Here is a 24,790-nt window from a genome sequence, read left to right as displayed (position 1 = left end):
GATAAACATATTACATTTTTATTACATGGGGAAAATAGTATTATTTTACTGGTTTATATTGGTGGGGTTTGAGTATTGTAATCTACAATATTTTCTATATTATGAGTCTTTTTTCACATTGTGGATTTTTATGTTTTCGTTTGTCATTTGCTGTAAAAATACACCTGTTTTTAGGGTATGTTTGAAAAAATGAAAACCCACTTCGTTTTACGAAGTGGGTGGTTTTATTTAAAAAGGAAATCAACTAAATCCCTGCTTGAATTTCCCGTGGAGTATTCATTCCATTTTTGGTTAAAGGAAGCGATCTTCATTAATGAATGATCGGAGGTACGGATTTCCCTTAGGAGCTCTTCTGTGGTAGATACCACGGGTCCAGGCATGGAAGAAGAGTAGTCCTCCCAGAATCCTCGTTCCTGCACATACTTTTCTAAGTCATATGCAAAGAATATCATAGGTCTTCCCAAAAAAGAGAATTCAAATGGTATCGATGAGTAATCGGTAATTAAAAGATCCGTACTGATCAGCAGTTGATTAACGTGAAATTCACTATTGACAGGGTAAATGAATCCCGGAAACTTATCTTGTAAATCATGCTCTGCTTTTACAGCTGGATGCAGTTTCAGTAATAACGCATAATCTTCGTCCTGAAGTTCCTTGAAGAGCAATTCCAAATCAAGTGCAATCTCTCCGTCGTTCAAGCCGTCATTACGAAATGTAGGGGCATATAACATGATTTTCTTATGCTCAAGTTCTGGATACTTGGCCAGCAAAGCATTACGGGCAGTTCTTTTTGATTCATCATTAAAGAAGAAATCGGTCCGAGGTATTCCAGTCCTTAGGATATGGGATGCTGGCAGTTGAAAACTTTCCTGATAAATCCCTGCCATTATTTCTGAACCTGCCGTAACATAATCAAATCTTTTATATACCTCTAAAAATCTTTTCCTTGCACCGGCTGAACGGTTTTGAATGGAAGGGTCCTTTGCCCCGAATTGCTTAACGGCACCTGCCGCATGCCACACTTGAACACATGTCACTTGCTTTTTGAATGTAATGGCTGAAAGAAAGCCAAAATAATTATCGATGATGATCCATTTTGATGTAGCCAGATGATAAATCGACCGGATCATGGCAATGATATCTTTTGATTCAAACGGAAGGACGATGGTTTCCCCATCGTCCCTAACTTGTATAGAACTGCTTGATTTCATTAAAAAAACTTTTTGAACGGAAATGTCCTGCTTGTCCATTTCATCTGCGATATATTGGCAATTGTCCCCGAATGATGTGACAAAGGTCGTTTTGTCATGTGAAGGGAAAAGTTTAAAGATAGAGAATAAAACTTTGAAACAAAAAAGATAAATCCCTATCGCGAATTCTTTAGCCATTAGTAACTTGTAAAAGGTCATCTTTAATTTGGGAAGTCGAAATGCCGATTGTCCTTGGAAGGTAGACCACTTCACAAACTTCGGATAATTCATCGAATTGGCCTTTCCAGTCATCACCCATTACAAAAATATCTACACCTTCACGAACGATGTCTTCCCTCTTTTGTTCCCAATTGTCTTCCGGTATAACTTCATCCACATAACGGATTGATTCAAGGATCATTTTTCTATTTTCAAAGCTATGATAAGCTTTTTTATCTTTTAAAGCATTGAATTCATCCGTCGAAATGGCAACAATCAGATAATCTCCTAAATCTTTAGCGCGTTTTAATAGATTGATATGGCCCCAATGAAGCAAATCAAAGGTTCCGTAAGTGATTACTTTCTTCATTTTTATTCCTCCTTTAAGACTCTTAAACTGTCATTCAATCAAAATCATATATATTTGGTCTATTAGAATATGAAATGGAACAATGAAACAGGCAGCTAGCATTTCAATTCTGCTTGTTTTATTCCTATATTTTTTTAGACAATGGCATTCTCTAACTAATTATAACTTAATAGCTTTACAAATAAACCACATTTTTTTTACAAATAAACCACAATTTTTTACATTGATGATTATTGTAAATATTAATTTTTAAGCTAAAATAAAATGTTGACTAATTTGTCTTACTCTGTAGGGCATAATAAAGTAGCTATAGAAATGCATGGTTTATACTGAATGGTATTTATTCTTAAAATGAACGATAGGATAAGAAAATTTCATCTTGCTGCAATCAGAATAAGCCATTCACAATTTTACCACGTTTAGGAGAGAACAACTAGAGGAGCATCATAAATCCCTGTAAATGGTGAAGGTGAAACTGCGGGAGGGGGCAGGTATAGGCCATCAATCTATCGCTTCACATTTAATAGAAGTGCAAGTATAACAGTTGGCTGTTTTGAAAGCGTTCACTTTGATGTTTAGAAGACTTCTTTACAATTAGAAACATGTTTTTGCTATTCCCTTTCCATTCTGGCAACATGGAAGAACGAACATATTTACGAAATGTTTTCAGTTTCAGTATGTTCATTTCCAGTCTCGAACTAACCAATATTATCTTTTTTGTTTATCTGAGGGATTAAAGGTAATTTATGGACGAAATGCCTGTCTGTTTAATGATATTGAGGAAAAACCGAAAAAAGTTTATGATTTTAAAGTATAATGAATGATTCATTTTATTTAAATAATAATTTGTTATAGGTGGTCTAAAATGATTAAAAAGCTTCTTGGAAAAGGGAAAGCAAAAAAAGCTCCTAAAATTAAGCTGAAACAAGTTCTGACCATTGTGCAAGAGGAAAATAAACTGTTGATAAAAGGGCAATTTTCAATAGAACATTATTGCGCAAAAGAACTATGGCTATATTCTAGGGATAATGAAAATCAAAAAATAAAAATAGCTGAATCAGTGAGCACATCTAAATTTGAGTTTAAAGTAGATATGAAGGATTTAATGCGGAAATTAGAAGATGTTGAACCGACTGTTTTTGACTGTTACATAAAGATTTCCGTTCCAGTTGAAAGGCTGAGCAAAAAAACGATACTTAGTATCGAGCATAAAGCCGAATATGTAGAAGTGAACGAACAGGTTCATATCGAATATCCAATTCGTTTCGGGCGTTTCCAGGAAACGCACGCGAACAATTTGAGTATTTATAAATATGAAGATAACCAAAGTATATTCTCTATAACGAATAAGGGGAATTTATCTCTTTACTTCAATGTGGTCCCTAAAATTTCGATTAAGTCTCAAATTGAAAAAATTAAAAATAAGTCGAAAACCATGCAAATTAATGGTCAAATTTTCACCAAGCATTCAAGAATCATAAAAGGCGAGGGCCTTGTAAAAGGAAGGCAAAGTTCCAAAGAATATCAGGCAAATATATCTTTTATTCATAATGAGGAAATGATTATTAAGAAATATGGACTTAATCGTTATATATATGATTTGAGATTGGATCTAGAACAATTAGTCAGTGCGGAATTGGAAGATGATGTATATGACATTTACATGAGACTACATTTACATGATCAGGAAGAGCCGAAAATGGTACGCGTCGGAAGACCAACCACCAGAACTAAATTATTTACTAAAGAGACCGATGTCAGCTCGAATGATGGAGTGGCTATCGTCAATCCTTACTATACCTTTAAAGCATCCAATTTATCTTTGGAAGTGTTTAACTTCACTACAGAAAGTTATCGGTATCTAAAAAGGATGATGGGATGGAGGAGATACCTGACTTTATTTAAAAAGAAAAAGGATGTCTGGCTAGTTGGAGAAAGAACGTATAAAGCCCAGGATACCGGATATCACTTTTTTAAATATATGAGGGAAAATCATCCAGAAAAAGAAGTGTATTATGTAATAGAGGAAAATTCCGTGGAAGCCAAGAACGTCGAGCCCCTTGGAAATGTACTTTATTTCAAGTCAAAGGATCATATTAAAAAGACAATGGAATCGACACGTATCATTTCATCACATCACCCGGATTATTTATATCCTTTAAGGACATCCGAATTTAAAAATCGTGTCAAGGGAGTTAAGGTTTTTCTTCAACATGGTGTTATGGGCACTAAGAATATGGTGGCAAACTACGGGAAAAATGCAGTCTCCGGTTTTAGTACGGATGTTTTTCTGGTAAGTTCAGACTTTGAAAAGGATATGATTGTAACTGATTTTGGTTACAACGAAAAAGAAGTATTCGCGACGGGACTTTCGAGGTTCGACTCGCTGTTTAAGGATGATGTTTCAACAAAGAGGCAATTATTGATCATTCCAACATGGAGAGATTGGATTACTTCCGATGAAATATTTTTGGAAAGCGAGTATTTTGAAAGGTATCAGAAGTTAGTGAATCACCCGGTATTACATGATCTATCTAAAAAAGATGGGTTTGAAATCATTTTTTGCCTTCACCCTAATATGCAGAAATTCACATCTTATTTTAAGGATGCCCCTGTTAGGGTAATTAGTCAGGGGGAAGTGGATGTCCAAAGATTAATCAAGGAAAGTGCGATTATGATCACGGACTATTCAAGTGTTGCTTTTGACTTTAGTTTTCTGCATAAACCGGTTATTTACTATCAATTTGATAGAGATCATTTCATAGGGAAAAGACCTTCACATTTGGATTTGGATAACGATCTTCCTGGTGAAATCGTGAATGAATTGGATGAATTATTGGGTGTATTAGCCGAATATGCCAATACTGATTTTGTCATGAAGAAGAAGTATATGGACAAAGCCAACCGTTTTATTAAATATCGCGATGTCCATTCTAATTCAAGGATATTCGAAGTGATTCAAAATGCAGAAAAAGATCAAAATTCACTAATTAAATTATATAACCATCCAATATCGAAACTCATTTTGAATCGGTTTAGGAAGAGTGATAAATATTTCCCTGTCATGAAAAAAGTTTATAAAATCATGTCCAGGGTTATCCCGGTTGACCGGAACCTTATTCTTTTTGAAAGTGGGATAGGGAAGCAATTCGCCGATAGCCCCAAGTATATTTATGAAGAACTGGTCAAAAGGGATAATAAATATAAAAAAGTTTGGGTGTATAATGGTAATTTACCGATAAAAGGAAAGAATACGAAGCTGATAAAACGCTTAAGTCCGGAATACTATTATTATTTAGCCAAAGCAGGTTATTGGATAAATAATCAAAACTTCCCTACCTATTTAAGCAAAAGGAAGGAAACGACTTATATTCAGACTTGGCATGGTACCCCTTTGAAAAAAATGCTATTTGATATAGACAATATTCAAGGAAGAGACGATGGGTACTTAGATCGAGTGCATGGTGCAACGAGAACATGGGATTATTTAATATCACCAAGTCCATACGCATCCACGGCCTTCAGAAGCGCTTTTAAGTATGAAGGGGAAATTTTAGAAACGGGATATCCAAGAAATGATTTGTTTTACAGGGAAGATGCTTCAATAATTTCCAATTCGGTGATGGAAAAATTGAAGATACCAAAAGGAAAAAAAGTCATCTTATATGCTCCTACATTCCGGGATAATCAAACATCGAAAAACAATAAATTTATTTTCGAACTGAAATTTGATTTGGAAAGAATGAAGGAAGAACTAGGGGATGAATATATCCTGTTATTAAGGATGCATGTCGTTATCAGTAATAATCTCAGCATCCCGAGTGAATTTGAGGATTTTGTGATAAACGTATCCAATTATTCAGATATTCAGGAACTTTACCTGATTTCCGATATATTGATTACGGATTATTCTTCAGTAATGTTCGATTTCGCTAATACCGCCCGGCCGATTTTGTATTACACGTATGATCTGGAAGATTACAGAGATAACATCCGTGGATTCTATATGGATTTTGAAAAGGAAGCGCCTGGTCCATTTTTAAAAACAACTGAGGAGATTATCGAAACTATTACCAATATTGATGAAATAAACATGCAATATAAAGAAAGATATGGTTTATTTAGAGAGAAGTATTGTGGAATAGAGGATGGTAAAGCTACCCAGAGAATCGTGGATAAATTTTTTAATGATTGATTCCTAAGATAAAGGGTATTGTTGCTTAAGTAACTGGTAATTTGGCTGCCCAAGTCGAACGTCAATGTTACCTCTAGACATAAAAGGAGAGAGGAATCGTATGAATTTCTTGGTACGTCAAAAAGCGAGGGAACTTTTAAAGAGCGGTAATATTCAATTTAAAAATAGCCCTGTAAGCTTAAGAAATAAATTTTTAGGAAAAGGAAAAAAAGTTACGGTAGTCACTGCTGCATATAATGCTGAAAAATTCATCAGGAAAACGATTGAATCAGTAATCAATCAAACCATGGGCATAGATCGGATTGAATATATTATCATTGATGATTGTTCGACAGATGGTACAAGTAAAATCATTCAAGAGTATACAGCCAAATATAAGAATATCTGTTCAGTTACCCTAAAACAAAATAATGGGTCACCTGGGACTCCGAGAAACATTGGAATAGAATTGGGAACATCCAAATATATAACTTTTTTGGACGCGGATGACTGGCTTGCCCATGATGGACTGGAAAGCCTCTATAACATCTTGGAGGAAACCGGTGATGATTATGTAGTGGGCAAAACGGTAAAAGTCGAATCTGGGTCAGAGAGTGTGATCGGTGAGTTTGCTTCCATTAAAGAAAGAAGAAGCATCACCCCGATGGATGTACCGCACTTTTTTTATCATATGGGTCCAACGGCCAGAATGATGAATCTGCATATGGTTAAAGAAAATGAAATTGGTTTTCCGAATATGAAATTCGGTGAAGATAAATGGTTTTTTACTGATGTTTTCTTTAAAGTCAGAGCTGTATCAACTACTAAAAAACCTATTTATTATGTCAATAGAACGTCGGAAAACCCCTCTTCTTTAACACGTGTCACGAATGTGTTGGACAAAAGAAAAGCGGATATTGAAATAATAAAGTATATTCAATCCAAGGATATGGCCATTGAATTGAAAAAGGTGGCTCTTAACCGGATTTATGAGTACGATATTGTAAAAACGTTCGACAGTCAAATCTTTGTGAAATCCAAGAATAAAGAAGATTTTATAGAAATATTAAGGGAAGCTGTCGAAACTGCGAAAAACTTGTCATATGACTTCAAAAATGAATTTAAAGTACCTATTTATAAATTGGCACTTGAATTATTCATGGAGGATCGTATTGATGATTTCGTAAAGTTGTTTGAATGGTTAAAGCGAGATTCCAATAAAAAATACCATATAAAAGATGGTTTACCTTATTATGAACTTCCATTTCTGAAAGACGAATATCGCTTTGTCAGGATACCGATGCTTGCCCGTGCACTGGATTCTTATATTATGGATGATGTCTACCACCAAAGTTTTGAGATTTATGGTGATGATATAGACAACATAGATTCTGTATTGATACGTGATAGGACAAGAATTGACAATGAAATCAATTGCGGAGTTCAAATAGAAGGTAATAGAGGCTATTTCACTGTTTCATTAGATGAAATTGATAAAATGGAAAAGTCGTTATTTACGGTGTTCATTCGCTACAATGATTATCAATTGGTGAATATTAAAAGAATCCTGAAAAATAAGATGACGTATAATAAGAAAAATGTGGAGTTTTATACAACAGTGGCAAATAATTTGGGACTGGCAATAAAGTCTTTGGAGTAGCTGTTAGGAGTACACCAAAAATAAGCTCTCCCTTCTATTGGGCGAGCTTATTTTTCATTCGATGTATTAGCATGGTTCCAATATCATTAATCAATAAAAAGGGAGATCGGATATGTCAAATGAAAAAATACAAACCTCAAAGAGACCTTCCCTTCTATCGCTAGTTAAAAATAAGGCAAAAGCAATTTTTTTAAGAGGATATAAAATGGCTTTTGCAATGGCGGGCACAGTATTGCCGGTGGACCGGAAGCTTGTTATTTTCGAGAGCTTTTTGGGCAAGCAGTATAGCTGCAATCCCCGGGCGATTTATGAATACTTGCAGAGTCACCATCCTGAATATAAAATGTATTGGAGCGTGGATAAAAGATATACAGCTCATTTCGAAGAGGCAGGCATCCCATATCTCAATCGTTTTTCATTCAGTTGGCTGCTCAAAATGACAAGGGCCCATTATTGGGTAACGAACAGCAGGCTCCCGCTTTGGATTCCGAAGCCGAAGCACACGATCTATTTGCAAACGTGGCATGGTACTCCATTAAAGAAACTTGCGGCGGATATGGATGAAGTTCATATGCCTGGAACAACGACGGATAAATATAAAGAAAATTTCCATGCCGAATCAAGTAAATGGGATTATTTAATTTCACCGAATGCTTATTCCAGTGAAATTTTTGCCAGGGCCTTCAATGTCGATACTTCTAAAATTCTGGAAACTGGTTATCCTCGTAATGATATACTTTACAATGGGGATAATCGTGATACAATCGACTCATTGAAACAGAAGTTGGGTATACCAATAGAGAAAAGAATCGTTTTATATGCCCCGACTTGGAGGGACGATGAGTTCTATAGCAAGGGAAAATATAAGTTTGAAATAAAGCTGGACCTGGATCGAATGAAACGGGAATTGGGGGAGGAGTATGTCATTTTGCTCCGTCTTCATTACTTGGTTTCAGAGAATTTGGATTTATCGGCGTATCATGGATTCGCCTATGATTTATCCGGTTACGAGGATATCAGTCATTTGTATCTTATTTCGGATTTATTAATAACTGATTATTCATCCGTATTCTTTGATTACGCAAATTTACAGCGTCCGATGCTTTTCTATGTATATGATATTGAAAATTACAGGGACAAGCTTCGCGGGTTTTACTTTGACTTTGAAAAGAATGCACCTGGTTTGTTAGTCAAAACATCTGATGCGGTCATTGATAGTATCAAGACGGTGAAATACGAAAATACCAATGATATCAATCATTTTCACGAGCGGTTTTGTGCACTCGAGGATGGCCAGGCTTCACGCCGTGTCGTAGAAAAAGTGTTTTTAGGAAGGTCTGTGTAATTTATGAGTTCAGCTTTGACCGTTTTAAAAGAACAAATCAATAGTTTTTATTTGGTAAGGCGTTTATCTGTTTATGAAGTGAAAAGTGCCAACAGCAATAACTACCTGGGAATCCTATGGGAAATCATCAATCCGATGATACAGATTGCGATTTATTGGTTTGTATTCGGATTTATAATCTTAAATCGCGGTGAAAATTTCCTTCCATGGCTTATGGCAGGGATCGTTGTCTGGTTTTTTGTGAATCCTTCAATAACTCAAACGTCCAAATCCGTCTTTTCCCGCCTGAATATGGTATCCAAGATGAGCTTTCCGATGAGTGTCATCCCATCGTATGTCATCTTTGCCAAGTTGTATCAGCATTTAATGCTGCTGGGAGTCATCATCATCCTATTAGGTTTTACTGGATACCTCCCAACAGTCTATATCTTGCAGCTGCCGTATTATATTGTTGCGACGGTCTTGCTGTTATTTTCGTTTGGGTTAATCTCTTCAACATTATCAACCATCATTCGTGACGTTCATAATATAATCGTGTCCTTAATGAAAGTCTTGTTTTATTTAACACCAATCCTTTGGGTAATGGATGCTAAGGACCATCCTGTCATAGTCAACATCATGAAGCTGAATCCCCTATATTATATTGTGGAGGGGTATCGAGCATCGTTGTTGGGGGAATCATGGTATCTAATAGAGCATTGGGAATATACGCTTTATTTCTGGGCAGTCGTTATCATCTTGTTTTTGATAGGTTCCTCGCTGCATGTCAGGTTTAGAGATCGCTTTGTTGACTTTAAGTAAACTGGAAGTGAGAAAAGTTGGAAAAATCGGTAATAGTCAAAGATATAACAAAAAAATATAAATTATATAATAAAAACTCGGAAAAATTATTGGATCTCCTTTTGCCCAAAAGCTATGGGGAAGAGTATTTTGCTCTGAGGAATGTAAGTTTTGAAGCTGAAAAGGGCGATGTAATAGGATTTGTCGGGGTCAACGGATCAGGGAAATCCACATTATCCAATATTATTGCAGGCATTATCCCGCCAACGGACGGAAATGTCCAAACTAACGGGAAAACTGCTTTGATTGCCGTTTCATCGGGACTGAATAATCAGTTGACGGGCAGAGAAAATATCGAACTGAAAATGCTGATGCTCGGATTCGACAAAAATCAGATCAAAGAACTTGAGCCCGAGATCATCGAGTTTTCAGAACTTGGCAAGTTCATTGATCAACCGGTGAAATCCTACTCAAGCGGCATGAAGTCCAGGCTTGGTTTTTCCATTTCCGTGCATATCGATCCAGATATCCTGATTATTGATGAAGCCTTATCAGTCGGGGATAAAAACTTTGCTGAAAAGTGTTTGGAGAAAATGAACGAATTTAAGGAAAAAGGCAAAACGATGTTCTTTGTCAGCCATTCAATCGGTCAGATGAAGAAATTTTGCCAAAAGGCTTTATGGCTTGAATATGGAGAGTTAAAGGCATACGGTGCCATGAACGAAGTAATGCCGCAATATGAAGCATTCTTAAAAGAATATAACGCCATGTCTAAACAAGAACAGAAAAAATACCGTGAAGAACAAATGAAAAGGCGTAGTTCCGCAATGGTATGAAAGTGAAAAGCAGACCCGGGCTTCGGGTCTGCTTTTTTTTAGTTCAGCACTTCATCATAAGCTTTCTCAAACCGCTCGGCAGCTGAAAGGTGGGAGTATTCGTTTTCCATTTTATATCTTGCTTTCGCAGCTAACTTTGTTGCATATTCAGCGTCTTTGAGCAGAATGGAGATGGCTTGTGCCAGTGCTTCCTTATTTTTTTCTTCCACTAACAGACCATCTTCACCATCAATGAGAATCTCCTTTAAACCTCCGATTGCGCTTGCAATGACGGGTGAGCGGCAACTCATCGCTTCCAATGCAGAAATGGAAGTCGCTTCTTCCACCCCGTGGGAATGAACGCTAGGGATGAGTACGATGTCCGATGTTTCATAGAGATTATGCATTTTCTCGAATGGCACTGAACCCAGGAAAAGTACGGAATCTGATATTTTGAGCCTGGCTGCCGTTTCCTCAAGCCGCCTTCGCTGTTCTCCTGTACCTGCATAGACCAATACCGTTTCATGATGATTTTCCAGCACCTCCGGCAGAGCAAGGAGCGGGTAGATGACACCGTTCTTTTCCGTCATTCTTCTCGGAACGAAAATCATCTTTTTATGTAGGGGTATTTGAAAGTCCCGGCGGGTTTGCTCCCGCTTTGCCATTTCCGGTTTGAAAGCAGATACGTCAATGAAGTTCTTGATCGTATCCGCCTCTATATGTGCCAAATGATTTATATAGTCTTTGATCCTTCGATCGACCGTCACCACTTTTGCAGCTGACTGATAAGCTTTCCTTTCCAGCTCCCGAATGATCAAATCTTCTTCACTATCCGGAAGAAGGGCGCCCCTGCTGACTGCCTCGAATGAATAATACCCATGGACGGTTTGCACCGTTGGTATCCCGGATTCGATGGAGGCGAGCGTTGCGAAAATGTCTTGAGCATTAATGACATCATAGTTCTTTTTCAAGGCTTTAATAGATGAAGCCAATAATTTTTGGCGTTGCCGGTCATTGAAAAGCTGGCCGCTCCCCTGTTTTACTTTATTTAATAAAAATCCCGGAGCCTGGGCGAGCATCTTCCTCTTGAAAGGTGGCAATTGAGAGAAAGATAATATGTCCACATCATGGCCCCGCGACATTAAACCCTTTTTTAACGTAGTGATATGGCTCGATAGCCCTCCTTCATGAGGGTAGTTGAAAATCGTCGTGATTAATATGTTCATAATGGCTCTCCTTCTTCTAATGAATTACTTGGATGACCCAATCCTTTTCACCGCTTGCAGGCTGCTTACTTTAAAAAGAATGGATAATACGAGATATAATCCGAATACCAGCAGCGAAATGATCACTAATTCCATGATGATGGGTAATGTCATGGTTAACGGATGGATCCAGAGAGCGAGTCCGTAAATGATGATTCCGATGATGGCAAGCTTGCTGCTTTCCTGAAAAACATCCGTGAAAGCGGCCTTGTCCGTTCTTTCTGTCTTTAGCCATAGGTAGCCGAAAAGGTAAAGAGATTGCAGGAGCATGGAAATGCCTGATGCTAAAGCGATTCCGCCGACGCCCAGATAACGTGATAGGACCCAGCTGAGCAGGACGTTAAGTAATACGGCAACCAGGCAGGAATACATGGCCACTTTCATTTTCTTCAAGGCGTAGAAAGCGTTCATCAGATAATCCCGCAGTGCAAAGAACGGGAGGCAAGCTGAATAAAAGATGAATGCCCTATAAGTCACCTCGGTTGCTGAAGCATCGAATGCCCCGCGCTGGAAAGCCAGAGTGATTAAGCTGTTTCCGCTGATTAACATGACGACCATGAAAGGAATCGCTAAAAATAATAGCGACTTCAATCCCTTTAAGGTCAAATTAAGGAAAGAGCGATAGCCTATAAGTGCACGCTCGACGATTGAAGGATACAATACGGTAATCAGGGGCGTGAGGACAATGCTTAATGGCAGCCACAGCAGGCGATTCGCATAGTTCAGTGCCGATACGCTCCCTGTTTCGAGCGAAGTCGCAATAATCCGATCGACGACACTATTCAACTGGATCGCCAAAGCGGCGATGATGATTGGATAAAAGGTGTACAGTGTTTGAACGATCTGCCTTTTATGGGGCAGGAAAGCGACGATGGGCCGGATTCCGTATTTCTTCAATGATGGGTATTGAATAAGGAACTGGCTTGCTGCACCGAATAAAAAGCCCCAAGCCAATCCTTCAATCCCAAACGGAGCAGCGAACAATACAGTGGCTGCTATAATGACCGTGTTTTGTGCAGTTGAAGTGAGTGCCGGCAGAATAAAACGCTTATTCGCATTCAGGACCCCCGTCGCCATGTATGAAAGCGTGAAAAATAGTAAACTTGGCAGCATGATCCGGGTCAGTGACTCCGTCAGGGCAAGCTCAGACTCAGAAAACCCCGGGGCTGTCAACATGACGAGCGGCTTTATGAAAATCATGCAGGCAATGGTCAGGACTCCGGCTACCAGCATAAAGAAAGAGCCTAAAACACTGATGAATTCATCAGCTTTCACCGGATTGTCCGCTTTCTTTTCCAAGTAAATAGGGATGACGCCGGCCTGAAGACCGCTGCCGAGAGCCGTAAAAAGAATGGTTGGTATGAGGCTTGCCACGAAAAAAACATCTGCCAGTGATGATGCCCCGAAATAGGCGGCTATGATCGATTCCCGACCGAAACCGAGGACTTTTCCAATGGCTGCAATAATGGTGACGAGCCCGACCGATTTAATGACATGTGAAAGAGTAGGCATATTTTCAATCCTTTAAAATGATGTCCTTCTGTAAACAGATTCCCAAACAACTGTAAAATATCAGCGTAAACGTTTTATCTTCGAGAATATTGTAGAAAAGTCCTGCTAATAATGCGGCCAACATCAGGCAGATGGTAAACGCTGCTAAAGTGCCATTTCCCGATTTTAGGATTTTACGGCAGGTGAAAAAGATGAATGCAAGGACTGCAAGAAATCCCAATACGCCAGTTTGGACCAGAATCTGGATATATTGATTATCGGTATACATCCTTTCACCAATTTGGTAATCCTGATAGATTGGTGAGGAATGGGAAAGTGTGGCAGAATCTCCGAAGGTTGCTAGCCCGGTACCGATTATCGGGTGATCTGTGAAAATTTCAATTCCTTTGATTAGGACATATAACCGGCCCCATTCCGTACTTTGGTGCAGAGTTTTATCAGAGAACATCTCTGAAAAGCGATTGGAGAGGGCATGTTCGTGTTCAGGAGAGGGAGTGCTGCCAATTACCACATTTTCCATGGGAATCGATGCGGATACCTCCACTTTACTTGATGCAAATAAAACTGGGTAATAAATAAAAAGCAGGCCGAGACAAAGTGCTCCTACAGCATATTTGAGAAATGGTTTATTTCTAGTCCAAATCATAAAGACAAGCGCCGAGAACCCAAATGCAATCATCGTGCCCCGTGAATAGGTAAGCAATAATGTTCCGGAAAACAGGATGGCTGCCAGGAAGACGATCCATTTATATTTTTTCAGCGACTGAAATAGAAAGAAACTAAGGAATAACTGGATGCTTAAGTATAAGGCAAGTACATTAGGATTGGCAGGTGCTCCATAAATCCTCATCCGGTTTATAGGAGAAAGATTCCACATTTCCCATGCATGGGGAAGCAGGACCGTACGTGAAAAGATTTTCTCCACGATGCCATGCAGGCAAAGTAAGACCGTAAATATTAGGATTACCTTTAAAAAGCGAAAGATATCCTTTCTTTCTAGATTTAATTCACCGATAATGTAAAGAAGCAAGAATGTAATAAGCAAGGCACGGAGTTCAAATAGGATGGGGAGGATTCCCACTCCGGTTATGAGTGCAGCCCCGGCACCAATTAAACAAAACAACCAAAATGGCGCAGTAAAATGATATTTCGAAAATTGCCATTCGTTCTTTTTGAATCTTTCAATAAGCAAAGAAATGAATAAGGTGAGAATGATCAGGTCACCTGTATAGGTTAAGCCGCTATTCAGTTCCATCAATAAGGGACGGGCAGGGAAATAAATGAATAGAATTAATAACAGGTTTTTTTTATTTATACCGATAAAAATGAGCATCAGCGCCGTTGCCATGTAACCGGCGATAGGGTGAGGAACTGCCGATGGGACGAGCAGGCACAGAAATAGAATGGATAACGATTGCTTCTCTATAAACTTCAATTGATTAACCACCTTTGAATCAAAAATCACGTTCTATGATGTGTATGAAAAAATTTCTTGAATAATACCCCACCCTTTAGATGTATAGTACATATGAAAGGCTGAAGTGAAATGACAGAAAAGTTTGTTGAGATACTATCCATACCATTCATTGATAGCAATATGGATGAATTCATGAATGGGATGATCTATCCAAGATTGATGAATCAGGAAAAAACCTTTATCGTTACGGCAAATCCGGAAATAGTTGAGTATGCAAATGAACATCAGGATTATAAAGACATCATTATATCGGCTGATTACATCACTCCGGATGGCGTTGGTATTATTATGGCCTCTAAATGGCTAAATCAACCTTTACAAGAGCGGATTACTGGATTCGACTTGATGAATGAATTATTTCGGGTCGCTGATGAAAAAGCGCTGAAGGTGTACCTGCTTGGAGCGGAGGAAAGCGTGATTGAAGCGGCGGCCCTGAAAGTAAAAGAATCATATCCGGGTCTCGAGTTGGTGGGATACAACCATGGTTACATTGATATAAAGGATGATGCCCTGCCTAAGTCGATAGCGGATCTTGAACCTGACATCATTTTGACTGCATTAGGGTTCCCTAGGCAGGAAAAATGGGTTTCCAAGCACTATGGGCTATTCAATAAGGGGTTATTCATGGGAGTTGGGGGAAGCTTTGATGTCCTTGCGGGAAAGGTGAACCGCGCCCCGGTTATCTGGCAAAAGATGCGTCTTGAATGGTTGTACCGGCTGATCCAGCAACCTTCGCGCTGGAAACGGATGCTTGCACTGCCAAGATTCGTTTTGAAGGTTAAGCGGTTAAGGAGAACGGTACAGCGTTCCTGAATATAAGGAGTGGACTGGATGAGAATCTTGCATTTAAACGCTGGTAATGAAACTGGCGGCGGAATGTTTCATATTATGTCCTTACTGAACCAATTGAATAAAGAGGAATGTTTGCTTGGTGTATTTGAAGAAGGTGAACTTTACCGGCGGGCCATGTCTTCCGGGATACAAACCGAACTTTTCAAGCAACAATCCAAATATGACCTTTCAATTTTGAAACCTTTACGGGACTTTATCCGTCTAAATAATATAGACATCATCCATACACATGGTCCGCGGGCGAATATATATGGTGCCTTTATAAAGCGCCTCATCAAATGCCCTTGGCTTCTTACTGTTCACAGTTCACCTCATCATGACTTTTTGGGGCAGGGCGTAAAAGGGAAATTGTTTACAGGCCTTCATGTAAGGTCATTTCAATATGCCGATCATATACTGGCAGTTTCCGACCGCTTTAAGCAAGACTTGATTGATCAAGGAATCCATTCTTCAAAAATAACAAAGATCCTAAACGGAATTGACTTTGAAACGGAATTGCCTTTCCCGCTTCAAAGAGAAGACTTCGGGTTCGGGAAGGATGATTTCATCGTCATCATGCCTGCAAGGCTTGAACCGGTGAAAGGTCATGAATTTGCTTTAGCGGCATTAAGTGAAGTGGTATCGGAATTCCCGAATGTAAGGCTATTGCTTGCAGGGGACGGGAGCAGGAGATCTGCTCTGGAAGAGATGGTCTCGGAAAAGGGATTATCCGATCATGTGCACTTTTTAGGGTATCGTGAAGATTTAGAACGAATCTACCCGTTAGGGGACATCACATTATTGACTTCATTAAGCGAAAGTTTTCCACTTGTTTTACTTGAAGGAGCAAGATCGGGTCTTCCGGCAATCACAAGTGATGTCGGAGGTGTACAGGAATTGATTCCCGATCGGAGCAAGGGCTGGGTTACGGATATCGGCAATGTGGAACAGCTGAAATTGGCCATCTGCAATGCCATGGAATTAAAAAAATCCGGAGACCTGACAAAGATAGGGTCGGATTTACAAAAATTTGCAAAAAGCAACTTTTCTATAGAGATTTTAGCCAAAAACGTATATAATGTTTATTTGAGGATGAAAAATTAAAATAAGCATTTATATATAGGTTTTCATATAGATCGATATGGGTATTAGATTTTTAGTGGAATTGAGGTGGTTCTTGATGTTAATAGGGGCCTTGTTGGTATCCTTTTTATTATCCATTTTTTTGACTCCTTTTGTCGGAAAGCTGGCCTTTAAATTAGGAGCTACCGATAAACCGAATGAGCGAAAAGTGCATAGTAAAATTATGCCGCGCATGGGCGGTTTAGCTATATTTTTGAGTTTTTTCATTACCTTCTTACTTTTCATGAATGACTTTCGGGAGCAGTTGCCCCTTCTGGTGGGAGCCCTTGTCATCATTTTGATCGGGATGGCTGATGATATTTTTGAATTAAGAGCTGCGCCCAAATTCCTGGGCCAGGTTTTGGCGGCCCTCATTATCGTATTATGGGGCGGCCTTGAAGTGGAATTCATCAATTTGCCGTTCTTTACCGATACACTTGAATTCGGCGTTTTTAGTATACCGATCACAATTTTGTGGATCGTCAGCATCATTAATGCAATCAACCTGATAGATGGACTGGATGGCCTTGCAGGCGGTGTCTCAACGATCGCATTAGTGACGATTGCAACCATGGCCCTTATTAAAGGGGACCTATTTGTTGCTATGGTCGCATTGATCGTGATTGGAAGCACTCTTGGCTTTTTGAAATATAACTTTCATCCGGCAAAGATTTTCATGGGAGATACAGGTGCATTATTCTTAGGTTACATCATTGCCGTTCTATCCCTGTTAGGGTTTAAAAACGTTACGATGATTTCATTGATCGTACCGATCATCATTTTGGGTGTTCCCATTTCGGATACATTTTTCGCGATTATCCGCAGGGTCGTCAATAAACAGCCGATCTCGGCTGCTGATAAATCCCATTTACATCACTGTTTGATAAACTTGGGATTCACTCATAAGCAGACTGTCTTGCTCATTTACGCTTTAGCTGCTTGCTTTGGCTTAGCGGCCATAATCTTTTCATTTGCAACGATGTGGGGAGCTTTGATCCTTGTGACGGGACTCCTGCTGATCATAGAGATTTTTGTGGAGAAAATTGGTTTGGTCAATTCAAACTACCAGCCGTTGCTCAAGATGCTCAACTTTAAAAACAAGCCATGACCGTTTTGGAAATAGATTACTAGATTAGCTAATATAAATAAAAGCCACCAATCGTTTAAAGACGGTTGGTGGCTTTTTTGCTGTATTGAGAGTGGAACATTTAAGGCTGTCTGCTAAGCATGTCATTTCAAGTTGAAAAGGAAACCCCCACTCATGACGAGTGGGGGTTTCACGTTATTCTTGTATTTGTGATTGAACTGCTTCAGTTTGATTGCCTTCATTCGGTCCCAGGTTCAAGTGGGATTGAAGCAACAGCTTAGTGTTCGCTACTGATGTATCGTTCAGCTGATAATAATAGGTTCCGTTAATGGTAGAATCCTGACCTTCGAGTTTGATGGTTTCAAGATTGAGTCCTTTATCGGTAGTTACATATTTTATGAAACCTCTCATTTGTGAGAATTGAAGGTTCGTTGTCATATTGTCACCGACAGCTTCCATTACATCTGTATATTTCGTCAGTGATCCGGCAGAGGTTGCTTTGGCAATGATGGCCCTTAGGACTTCCTGCTGACGTTCACCGCGTTGGATATCACTATCCTTTTTACGTGTCCGTGCAAACGCTAATGCTTCCTCACCATCAACGGTCTGTAATCCTTCTTCAAGATGGATGGCATTCTTTTTGTCATGTGAATCGATTTCATTTATTTCATAAGGGACATCTACTTCGATACCATCCAATGAATCTACGACATCGATGAAAGCATTAAAGTTCATGCGAACATAATAATCGACAGGGATATCCAATAACTCCTCTACGGTGTCCATCGTCGCCTTTGGTCCGCCGGCTGCGTGGGCCGCGTTGATTTTCGTGGTTACGCCTTTGGCTGGCACGTACACATAGGAATCACGTGGAATGCTTAAAAGTTTTATAGATTTTTGATCTTTATTGAATGTGGCCAGAATTAAAGCATCCGAGCGGGAATTTCCTTTTAAGTCACGGTCCTTACTATCATCGATCCCTATGAAAAGGATCGAGAAATTATCTTCGAGCGGGTCGATCGCTGCATTTCGCTTTGCTGACGCCTCCACAGGGTCATAAGAATCACTGAATACGTTCTGGGCTTTCATATACAGGGTCGCAGCATACGTAGAAGCTCCCAGACCGAGTACCAGCAGGGGGACAAGCAACAACCAAAGCCTCTTTCGCCTTTTTTTCTTAGTTTTTTTAACTTTATAAACACGCCTAGTAGTAGACATCTTTTTCTTCTCCTTTTAAATAACGAATATCAGACATATATCGCTATTTTTCGAATCCTACAGTTTATATTTCGTCATATATCACACCTAATTTTACAATGATTTAATAATTTCGTAAAATAAATATTCTTTTCAATTATATTACAGCATAAAAAAGGAGAAATATGCAGTAGTTTATCAGGTGAATTCCTCTTCCAGATAAATCATTTCTTCCTCAGTGATATGGCCTTGACCATTTGTCAGCTCTGTAATCCATGCGGTAAATGTCTCTTTTTGTGTTTCCTCGACATATACAAGGATATTGACTTGATCAAGGTACTGAATTTCCTTTATTTGATAAATGGAAGATCGCAATTCGTTTTCCAATTTCCCAAGCCAGGTATATTCGACGGTTGTCGAAATGACCCGCATTAGTTTTCTTACGACCACACCAGTGGTATTTATTCCTTCTGAAGTCGCTTTGCTGTAAGCGCGAATGAGACCGCCAGCACCAAGTTTGATGCCGCCAAAATATCGTGTGACAACAACAGCGGTGTCTTTCAGTTCTTTTTTCTTTAGTACTTCCAGGATAGGGACGCCTGCCGTTCCGCTCGGTTCCCCATCGTCGAGGGCTTTTTGGATTTGATTTTGTTCCCCGATCATATAAGCGGAACAATTATGTGTAGCATCTTTGTGCTTTTTCTTGATTTCCTGGATAAAGTCCTGTGCGGCATCTTCGGTTTCAACTCGGGCGATGTGGGAAATAAAACGGGATTTTTCAATGATGATTTCATGTTCGCCGCGACCTGCCACCGTTAAATATTGAGTGAGCATTACTATTCCACCTTCGTACTTCCTATTAGTTGATTTATTATAAGGCTTTGCGGAAAAAGTGGCAATGACGATTCATTTACATACCGCATGTGTAAAGAAACTTTAATATAAGAAAAAGCTGTACGTGTTATAATTAATTTCATTGCCTGTTATTGTTATTAGCTGGTCAAATATTCTTAAAAGAATAACATTTTAGGAAAAACATGAGTTCTGTGCCATTATCCTGGCTTTGCTTTAACGCGTCCTCACATTTCAGGGATTTTGCCATTTAATAAATGCATCTATTTCATAAGATAATCAATGGAGCAGAATATCCCATTTGATTGAAAAGGATATTTTGTATTAGGATAATAGAAACGGTTTTCTGCCTTTAATAGGCAGACTTAATGGCCGGGAATATGGGATGTATAGTAAAAAGGTACATTTTAGGAAATCATAAAAGGGAATTAACGTATTTTTAATCTTTTTTTGGTACAATATGTTCATGAAGGTTACTTCATACAAAAGTTTCCTGAAATTTAGCCATTCATGAAAAAGGGAAAGAACTTTTTTCCGTATACATAGTCTTTAAGACAATAAATTGTTTAAGTCTTTTGATTTAAGTGGAGGGATCTTAATGTCCATAAAAAAGGTTGATGCTAAAGCATTGGACAAGATCTTAGAAACAATGGTGAGCACTGTTAGTGAGAGTAAGGATGAGGTCTTTGATATCGGCGAACAATGCCGAAAGGATTTCGAGACATTATCAAAAGAGCTTGATGATGTGAAAATCAGGGTTGCCATTGTGATAACCGACAGCGATGCATTGGATTCGAAGGCCAGGTTTGCTCGAAAAAGGCTTTCAGAAGTCAGTATGCACTTCAACCATTTTTCTGAAGAACAGGTGCGCGATGCTTATGAAAGGGCACATAAGCTGCAAGTCGATTTACAAATTAACCGGCAATTGGAGAAAGAGCTCCGTAATCGCCGGGATGAGCTTGAGTTAAGGTTAAGGGGTCTTCAGCAGACGATCGATAAAGCGGTGCATCTCGTTTCGCAAATATCGGTAGTGCAGAATTATTTGACACAGGATCTTAAATTTGTGGGAGAAGCCCTTCAAGAAGCGAAACGCAAACAGGACTTCGGCCTGAAAATAATCGAAGCCCAGGAGCAGGAACGTAAAAAGCTCTCACGAGAAATTCATGATGGTCCTGCTCAAATGCTGGCAAACGTCATGATGCGCTCAGACTTGATAGAACGAGTGCAGCGGGAGAGAGGCCCTGATGAAGCGTTAGTGGAAATCCGCAGTTTAAAGGTCATGGTAAGGAATGCTTTATATGAAGTGCGCAGGATCATCTATGACCTTCGCCCTATGGCGCTTGATGATTTAGGCCTTGTACCTACCCTCAGAAAGTACCTGCAAACGACCGAAGACTATAATAATGGCGTGAACCTGAATTTCGTCAACCTTGGACAGGTCAAAAGGCTTCCTTCCGATATGGAGGTCGCATTATTCAGGCTGGTCCAAGAGGCTGTACAAAATTCATTGAAGCATGCGGACCCCAAACAGATTCAAGTTAAACTGTCCATTTCCAAGGAGATGGTAACCGTCGTCGTCAAAGATGATGGAAAGGGGTTTGACTCTTCGATTCAAAAAGAAGGTTCATTTGGCTTGGTAGGAATGAGGGAAAGGGTCGAGCTGCTGGAGGGTGAAATGACGATCGATTCACAACCGGGGGCAGGCACTTTGGTATTTATACAAGTTCCCTACCATGATAAATTATAGAGAATAGACATATTAAATAGAAACTAGGAGGAAGAAGCCGTTGAAGACTAGTATCGTCATTATCGATGACCATCAGCTTTTCCGTGAAGGCGTAAAGCGCATATTAGATTTTGAATCATCCTTTGATGTTGTTGCCGAGGGTGATGACGGAAGCGAAGCGATGGACCTCGTTGAAACACATAAACCTGATGTTGTTATCATGGATATCAACATGCCGACCATGAATGGGGTCGAAGCAACAAAAATGCTCGTGAACCGTTACCCTGAAACAAAAGTCATCATCCTTTCCATTCATGATGATGAAAACTACGTGCAGCATGCATTGAAAACAGGAGCACAAGGTTATCTTTTGAAAGAAATGGACGCAGATGCGTTGATTGATGCTGTGCGTGTAGTCGCTGAAGGCGGCTCATATCTTCATCCAAAGGTGACCCATAATTTAGTTAAAGAATATCGCCGCTTAGCAGCTGAAGAGGGTGCTGACCGTGATTCCGTACATACGATAGAAATCAGGAGGCCGCTTCACCTATTGACTCGACGCGAATGTGAAGTGCTTCAACTTTTAGCGGACGGGAAAAGCAACCGGGCCATCGGAGAAACTCTATATATCAGTGAAAAGACAGTCAAGAACCATGTGAGTAACATTCTACAGAAGATGAATGTGAATGACCGTACACAAGCGGTTGTCCTAGCTATTAAAAATGGCTGGGTGGAAGTGAAGTAATTAAAGCGTTCGATATGTCCGGCTCTTCAGATACCGCAATGCGTGCTGAAGGGCCGGATTTTTTTTGGTGGATAACTGATTCATATTCTTGGTTTCATAATGCAGAAAGCTATTAATGCAAATAAAGGTATTTTCAGATAGAATGGTGAATAGGATACAGAGTAAATTTTTATAAGGATGGTACTATTATGAAAACCGCAGTCGTAACAGATAGCACTGCATATATACCTAAGGAAATACGTGATCGTTTACATATACATATGATGCCGCTTAATGTCATTTTTTCCAATGAAGCTTACCGGGAGGAAGTTGATATAACTGCGGATGAATTTTATCAGGAAGTAAAGATGCAGGAGAAATTGCCGACCACTTCACAGCCGCCAATCGGGAAGTTTGTCGAGAAGTTCGAGGAACTGCAAAAAGAATATGATGATGTTATTTCCATTCATTTATCGAGCGGCATCAGCGGAACGTATCAAGGAGCGGTATCTGCAGGTGAAATGGTCGAAGGGATTAGGGTTCATGCCTTTGATTCGGAAATCAGCTGCATGGTACAGGGGTTTTACGTGATCGAGGCGGCAAAGATGGCACTTGATGGTAAAAGTGCAGAAGAAATCATGGCAAGACTCGAAGAAATGAAACCATCGGTAAGGGCCTACTTCATGGCAGATGACCTATCCCATCTGCAGCGCGGCGGCCGCTTAAGCAGTGCCCAAGCATTGATTGGCAGCCTGCTTCAAGTGAAGCCTGTCCTCCATTTTGTTGATAAAGTCATCGTCCCGTTTGAAAAAATCCGTACAAGAAAAAAAGCGATGAAACGGATTGCCGATTTACTTGGGGAAGACGCGGCAATCGGCGAGAAGTATAAAGCCGTCATCATTCATGCAAAAAGGGAAAGTGAAGCTAAGGACTGGAAAGCCGAACTTGAAGCACGGTTCCCAAATGTCGAGTTCGACATCAGCTACTTCGGTCCAGTAATCGGAACGCATCTGGGAGAAGGTTCAATGGGGATGGGCTGGTATAAAATTTAAGCTGTGACGCCTTTACTAAGTGAAGGCGTTTTTTCATGGAGTAAAAAGGAATCCGGGAGTAAAAAGCGACTGATAAGGAGGATTGTAATTTATCCGGATATGGAGGTTGCAATTTGGATTGTGTACAAGCATATCCCGAAAGTATACAGAACTACTAATTATTGGTATAGTATTTAAGTGCTATGATGCTAAAGTTCTATATTTTAAAAGGTCTTCTTCATGGGTTAACGTAAGTGATTTTTATGCCTTCCGGAGTAAAACTCAGTCTACAAAAAGTAGTGCTAGTAAATCTACACTAATTAGTTTGCAGATGAAGGGGATGTAATTCAGTTTAAGAAAAAGCCTAAAACAAGATACTCTCATTCTATGTTTGTTTATGAAAAATCCAATGGCACCCTATATTTACCAGTCCACACAGATAATTATCTTAAAAGGAACTTCAAATACATGAGTCCTGATTGGATTAAGTATCGCATTTTAAAATTATAAATAGGAGGTGAAATGTTTGAAGAAAAAAAATATCTTGATTGTCGTATCATTATTTTTTGTGATATTGGTAGGGCTTTATTGGTATAGTTCTTCAGGAAAAATATCGGGAAAGTCTGAAAATAATATGTGGAAAGCAACATACAAAAAAAATAGAGATCCTAGTGAAGTTTATGGATGGGAAGCTTCTATTAAGCAGAGTAACAAGAATAAAGATGCAGTAGTAAAAAAAATCATTTTTCAGGAAGATGATAAAGTCTTAGTTGAGGTAACCGACTTTACTCCTGGTAAAAGCGAGGATGGTATAGCCCACAAGATTAATCCTTTAGACTACCCTGACTTTTACCAAGCAGATGCTCCTAAAAAGGGATTAACCTATAAAATTTCCGTAACGTGGGAAAAAAATAACAAACAACACACGGATACATTTACTCTCGATTAATTTAAAAAGAAAGTGCAGGCTAATTCCTGCTCTTTTTATATTTTTATTTTCAAGGCTGTTGCCTAAATAATTGACTGTCCACTCACAGCACCCTGATCGGAAAGGAAAAGTATTGGCTTTAAGGGTTGGTTCCCAATGTCGAGTTCGGCATCAGTACTTCGGTCCAGTAATCGTAACGCATCTGGGAGAAGGTTCAATGGGGATGGGCTGGTATAAAATTCAAGCTGTGACGCCTTTACTAAGTGAAAGGCGTTTTTTCATGGAGGAAAAAGGAATCCGGGAGTGAAAAGCGAATGATAAGGGGGAGTGTAATTTATTAAGAAAAGGAGGTTGCAATTTGGAAAACATGAGCATTTCCCCCCCTTATTCCCCGGAACTCCAGAACCATCTCACAGGAAAACACCTTTTGGCCTTCGAAATCCCCTTCTCCCAAGAACTCCTCGCAGATCACCTCAAGAATGGGT

The 24,790-nt window shown here is 39.4% G+C and carries 19 protein-coding genes and 1 pseudogene; 13 read left to right on the top strand and 7 right to left on the bottom strand.

The genetic code is table 11. The features are described from left to right. Positions 1 to 224 precede the first annotated feature (224 nt). Entirely contained in the window at positions 225 to 1,388 is a 1,164-nt protein-coding gene (locus N0M92_RS16495; protein WP_260286799.1) for a CDP-glycerol glycerophosphotransferase family protein, read from the bottom strand. Further along, on the bottom strand, positions 1,381 to 1,779 hold the full coding sequence (gene tagD, locus N0M92_RS16490; protein ID WP_057278149.1) for a glycerol-3-phosphate cytidylyltransferase: 399 nt from the start codon (positions 1,777 to 1,779) through the stop codon (positions 1,381 to 1,383). Before tagD ends, N0M92_RS16495 begins: the two co-directional genes overlap by 8 nt. Before the next feature lie 865 nt (positions 1,780 to 2,644). On the opposite strand from tagD, the gene N0M92_RS16485 reads away from it, so the two are divergent. The 5 genes and pseudogenes from N0M92_RS16485 (at position 2,645) to tagH (ending at position 10,574) form a co-directional block, all read left to right on the top strand. Then, positions 2,645 to 5,974 carry a CDP-glycerol glycerophosphotransferase family protein gene (locus N0M92_RS16485; RefSeq protein WP_260286798.1) on the top strand — a complete coding sequence of 1,110 codons (3,330 nt, stop codon included), beginning with the start codon at positions 2,645 to 2,647 and terminating at the stop codon, positions 5,972 to 5,974. A 100-nt stretch (positions 5,975 to 6,074) separates the two neighbouring features. Continuing rightward, positions 6,075 to 7,613 carry a glycosyltransferase family 2 protein gene (locus N0M92_RS16480; RefSeq protein ID WP_260286796.1) on the top strand — a complete coding sequence of 513 codons (1,539 nt, stop codon included), beginning with the start codon at positions 6,075 to 6,077 and terminating at the stop codon, positions 7,611 to 7,613. 139 nt (positions 7,614 to 7,752) lie between these two features. Beyond that, positions 7,753 to 8,958 (top strand): annotated as a pseudogene (locus N0M92_RS16475) (CDP-glycerol glycerophosphotransferase family protein); the annotation flags it as partial. Between the two features lie 3 nt (positions 8,959 to 8,961). Continuing rightward, positions 8,962 to 9,759, top strand: coding sequence for an ABC transporter permease (locus N0M92_RS16470; protein ID WP_260286795.1), 798 nt, complete (start codon positions 8,962 to 8,964; stop codon positions 9,757 to 9,759). A 17-nt stretch (positions 9,760 to 9,776) separates the two neighbouring features. Next, on the top strand, positions 9,777 to 10,574 hold the full coding sequence (gene tagH / locus N0M92_RS16465; RefSeq protein ID WP_260286794.1) for a teichoic acids export ABC transporter ATP-binding subunit TagH: 798 nt from the start codon (positions 9,777 to 9,779) through the stop codon (positions 10,572 to 10,574). Between the two features lie 38 nt (positions 10,575 to 10,612). Here the strand turns inward: tagH and N0M92_RS16460 are convergent, their stop codons facing one another. Genes N0M92_RS16460 through N0M92_RS16450 form a run of 3 tightly spaced genes read right to left on the bottom strand, consistent with a single transcriptional unit; the run spans position 10,613 to position 14,765 of the window. Next, positions 10,613 to 11,779 (bottom strand): glycosyltransferase family 4 protein, encoded by a 1,167-nt coding sequence (locus N0M92_RS16460; protein WP_260286792.1) that lies wholly within the window; start codon positions 11,777 to 11,779, stop codon positions 10,613 to 10,615. A gap of 24 nt (positions 11,780 to 11,803) precedes the next feature. After that, on the bottom strand, positions 11,804 to 13,330 hold the full coding sequence (gene murJ, locus N0M92_RS16455; RefSeq protein ID WP_260286791.1) for a murein biosynthesis integral membrane protein MurJ: 1,527 nt from the start codon (positions 13,328 to 13,330) through the stop codon (positions 11,804 to 11,806). A gap of 4 nt (positions 13,331 to 13,334) precedes the next feature. After that, positions 13,335 to 14,765 (bottom strand): O-antigen ligase family protein, encoded by a 1,431-nt coding sequence (locus N0M92_RS16450; protein WP_260286790.1) that lies wholly within the window; start codon positions 14,763 to 14,765, stop codon positions 13,335 to 13,337. Positions 14,766 to 14,876: 111 nt separating this feature from the next. Here N0M92_RS16450 and N0M92_RS16445 point away from each other — a divergent pair, with 111 nt between their 5' ends. The 3 genes from N0M92_RS16445 to N0M92_RS16435 all read left to right on the top strand — a co-directional run bounded on the left by N0M92_RS16445 (position 14,877) and on the right by N0M92_RS16435 (position 17,868). Continuing rightward, positions 14,877 to 15,620: a WecB/TagA/CpsF family glycosyltransferase gene (locus tag N0M92_RS16445; protein WP_260286789.1), complete on the top strand. Its 744-nt coding sequence runs from the start codon at positions 14,877 to 14,879 to the stop codon at positions 15,618 to 15,620. 18 nt (positions 15,621 to 15,638) lie between these two features. Further along, on the top strand, positions 15,639 to 16,742 hold the full coding sequence (locus N0M92_RS16440; RefSeq protein ID WP_260286788.1) for a glycosyltransferase family 4 protein: 1,104 nt from the start codon (positions 15,639 to 15,641) through the stop codon (positions 16,740 to 16,742). Between the two features lie 76 nt (positions 16,743 to 16,818). After that, positions 16,819 to 17,868, top strand: a complete 1,050-nt coding sequence (locus tag N0M92_RS16435) for a glycosyltransferase family 4 protein (RefSeq protein ID WP_260286786.1) — start codon at positions 16,819 to 16,821, stop codon at positions 17,866 to 17,868. Between the two features lie 174 nt (positions 17,869 to 18,042). Here the strand turns inward: N0M92_RS16435 and N0M92_RS16430 are convergent, their stop codons facing one another. Further along, the gene (locus N0M92_RS16430; protein ID WP_260286784.1) at positions 18,043 to 19,065 is read right to left on the bottom strand and encodes an LCP family protein; all 1,023 of its coding nucleotides are present in this window, start codon (positions 19,063 to 19,065) and stop codon (positions 18,043 to 18,045) included. 177 nt (positions 19,066 to 19,242) lie between these two features. Beyond that, the gene (locus tag N0M92_RS16425; protein ID WP_260286783.1) at positions 19,243 to 19,878 is read right to left on the bottom strand and encodes a YigZ family protein; all 636 of its coding nucleotides are present in this window, start codon (positions 19,876 to 19,878) and stop codon (positions 19,243 to 19,245) included. A 616-nt stretch (positions 19,879 to 20,494) separates the two neighbouring features. Here N0M92_RS16425 and N0M92_RS16420 point away from each other — a divergent pair. The 5 genes from N0M92_RS16420 (at position 20,495) to N0M92_RS16405 (ending at position 24,326) form a co-directional block, all read left to right on the top strand. After that, positions 20,495 to 21,643 carry a sensor histidine kinase gene (locus N0M92_RS16420; RefSeq protein ID WP_260286781.1) on the top strand — a complete coding sequence of 383 codons (1,149 nt, stop codon included), beginning with the start codon at positions 20,495 to 20,497 and terminating at the stop codon, positions 21,641 to 21,643. Between the two features lie 40 nt (positions 21,644 to 21,683). Beyond that, entirely contained in the window at positions 21,684 to 22,367 is a 684-nt protein-coding gene (locus N0M92_RS16415; protein ID WP_260286779.1) for a response regulator, read from the top strand. A gap of 188 nt (positions 22,368 to 22,555) precedes the next feature. After that, a complete protein-coding gene (locus tag N0M92_RS16410) occupies positions 22,556 to 23,398 on the top strand; it encodes a DegV family protein (RefSeq protein WP_260286778.1) in 843 nt (280 codons plus the stop codon). A 324-nt stretch (positions 23,399 to 23,722) separates the two neighbouring features. After that, positions 23,723 to 23,887 (top strand): hypothetical protein, encoded by a 165-nt coding sequence (locus tag N0M92_RS29470; RefSeq protein ID WP_397443872.1) that lies wholly within the window; start codon positions 23,723 to 23,725, stop codon positions 23,885 to 23,887. Between the two features lie 16 nt (positions 23,888 to 23,903). Beyond that, positions 23,904 to 24,326 (top strand): DUF4944 domain-containing protein, encoded by a 423-nt coding sequence (locus tag N0M92_RS16405; RefSeq protein ID WP_260286777.1) that lies wholly within the window; start codon positions 23,904 to 23,906, stop codon positions 24,324 to 24,326. The last annotated feature ends 464 nt before the right edge of the window (positions 24,327 to 24,790 follow it).

It is taken from the genome of Peribacillus aracenensis, from assembly GCF_025175645.1.
GTDB lineage: Bacteria > Bacillota > Bacilli > Bacillales > DSM-1321 > Peribacillus > Peribacillus aracenensis.
This window is presented reverse-complemented; position numbering and strand designations above follow the sequence as displayed.

Coding starts and splice junctions, on each gene's coding strand:
- N0M92_RS16470 (WP_260286795.1), top strand. CDS start 8,962: ATGAGTTCAGCTTTGACCGTTTTAAAAGAACAAATCAATAGTTTTTAT.
- murJ (WP_260286791.1), bottom strand. CDS start 13,330: ATGCCTACTCTTTCACATGTCATTAAATCGGTCGGGCTCGTCACCATT.
- N0M92_RS16440 (WP_260286788.1), top strand. CDS start 15,639: ATGAGAATCTTGCATTTAAACGCTGGTAATGAAACTGGCGGCGGAATG.
- N0M92_RS16420 (WP_260286781.1), top strand. CDS start 20,495: ATGTCCATAAAAAAGGTTGATGCTAAAGCATTGGACAAGATCTTAGAA.
- N0M92_RS16480 (WP_260286796.1), top strand. CDS start 6,075: ATGAATTTCTTGGTACGTCAAAAAGCGAGGGAACTTTTAAAGAGCGGT.
- N0M92_RS16445 (WP_260286789.1), top strand. CDS start 14,877: ATGACAGAAAAGTTTGTTGAGATACTATCCATACCATTCATTGATAGC.
- tagD (WP_057278149.1), bottom strand. CDS start 1,779: ATGAAGAAAGTAATCACTTACGGAACCTTTGATTTGCTTCATTGGGGC.
- N0M92_RS16410 (WP_260286778.1), top strand. CDS start 22,556: ATGAAAACCGCAGTCGTAACAGATAGCACTGCATATATACCTAAGGAA.
- N0M92_RS16425 (WP_260286783.1), bottom strand. CDS start 19,878: ATGCTCACTCAATATTTAACGGTGGCAGGTCGCGGCGAACATGAAATC.
- N0M92_RS16495 (WP_260286799.1), bottom strand. CDS start 1,388: ATGGCTAAAGAATTCGCGATAGGGATTTATCTTTTTTGTTTCAAAGTT.
- N0M92_RS16435 (WP_260286786.1), top strand. CDS start 16,819: ATGTTAATAGGGGCCTTGTTGGTATCCTTTTTATTATCCATTTTTTTG.
- N0M92_RS16485 (WP_260286798.1), top strand. CDS start 2,645: ATGATTAAAAAGCTTCTTGGAAAAGGGAAAGCAAAAAAAGCTCCTAAA.
- N0M92_RS16460 (WP_260286792.1), bottom strand. CDS start 11,779: ATGAACATATTAATCACGACGATTTTCAACTACCCTCATGAAGGAGGG.
- N0M92_RS16430 (WP_260286784.1), bottom strand. CDS start 19,065: ATGTCTACTACTAGGCGTGTTTATAAAGTTAAAAAAACTAAGAAAAAA.